Below are 1,035 nucleotides of genomic sequence, written 5' to 3'. Positions count from 1 at the left end.
CCTGCCGATGACGAGGGTCGGGGACGCCGGTGGCTAAGCACGTCCCCGACCTGACCGTGCTCGAAAAGGAGCGAAAGGCCCTCGGGCTGCGGTCGGCCGGACTCCGGTACGCCGAAATCGCTGAGCGACTCGGCTACGCGAACGCGTCCAGCGCCAGGAAGGCCGTGTTCCGCGGCCTCGCACGGTCAGCTGCCGACGAGGCCGACGACCTGCGGGCGATCGAGGGCGAGCGCTTGGACAAGCTGCAGTCGGCGATCTGGACCAAGGCACTCCGGGGCGACCTCCGGGCGATCGACACCATCGTTCGGCTGATGGGGCACCGCGCCAAGCTGTTCGGGCTAGAGATGGCCTCCAAGCACGAGGTGACAGGCGCGGACGGCGACGCCATCATCGTCGAGGTCCTCCCCCAGCTGCTCCCGTCGATGGCAGACACCGACGCACAAGCCGACTCAGCCGATGGCTGAGCGTTGGCGCTACCCGTACGAGCCCGAACCCCGGCAGGTCATCGCACACCAGCTGGTCGCCGACGAGATGCTGTACGGCGGCGCAGCTGGAGGCGGGAAATCCGAGTTCCTGCTGGCGTCCGCCGTCACCATGGCGCTCGCCGTACCGGGGTCGCGGTCGCTGATCCTGCGCCGCACCTTCCCTGACCTCGACCGGTCCCTCATTCCGCGACTGCTCGAACGGCTCCCGAAGAAGATCGCGAAGTACAACGCGACCAAGCACGTCTGGAAGTTCCGCAACGGCTCGGTGATCGAGCTGGGCCACCTGGCGAAGGAGCTCGACGTCCTGCAGTACCAGGGCGCCGAGTACCAGCTGGTCTGCTTCGACGAGCTGACCCAGTTCACCGAGAGCCAGTACCGGTACCTCATCAGCCGCCTCCGCGCCGCGGGCAAGGTCCGCGACGCCCTGGCTCAGCTGGGCCTGCGGCCGCGCATGCTCGCCTGCACCAACCCGGGCGGCCCGGGCCACCACTGGGTCAAGTTCCGGTTCATCGACCCTGCGTCCCCGATGAAGGTCTGGCGGCCGCCGGCC

2 protein-coding genes are annotated in these 1,035 nt (G+C 68.8%); both read left to right on the top strand.

From position 1 onward, the window contains the following. Positions 1–29 precede the first annotated feature (29 nt). On the top strand, positions 30–464 hold the full coding sequence (locus A3ES_RS50855; protein WP_020393504.1) for a hypothetical protein: 435 nt from the start codon (positions 30–32) through the stop codon (positions 462–464). Further along, on the top strand, positions 457–1,035 hold a 579-nt coding region (locus A3ES_RS0145690), incomplete at its 3' end, for a phage terminase large subunit (protein ID WP_020393503.1). The genes A3ES_RS50855 and A3ES_RS0145690, both read left to right, overlap by 8 nt.

Source organism: Kribbella catacumbae DSM 19601, from assembly GCF_000372465.1.
Lineage (GTDB): Bacteria > Actinomycetota > Actinomycetes > Propionibacteriales > Kribbellaceae > Kribbella > Kribbella catacumbae.
This window is presented reverse-complemented; position numbering and strand designations above follow the sequence as displayed.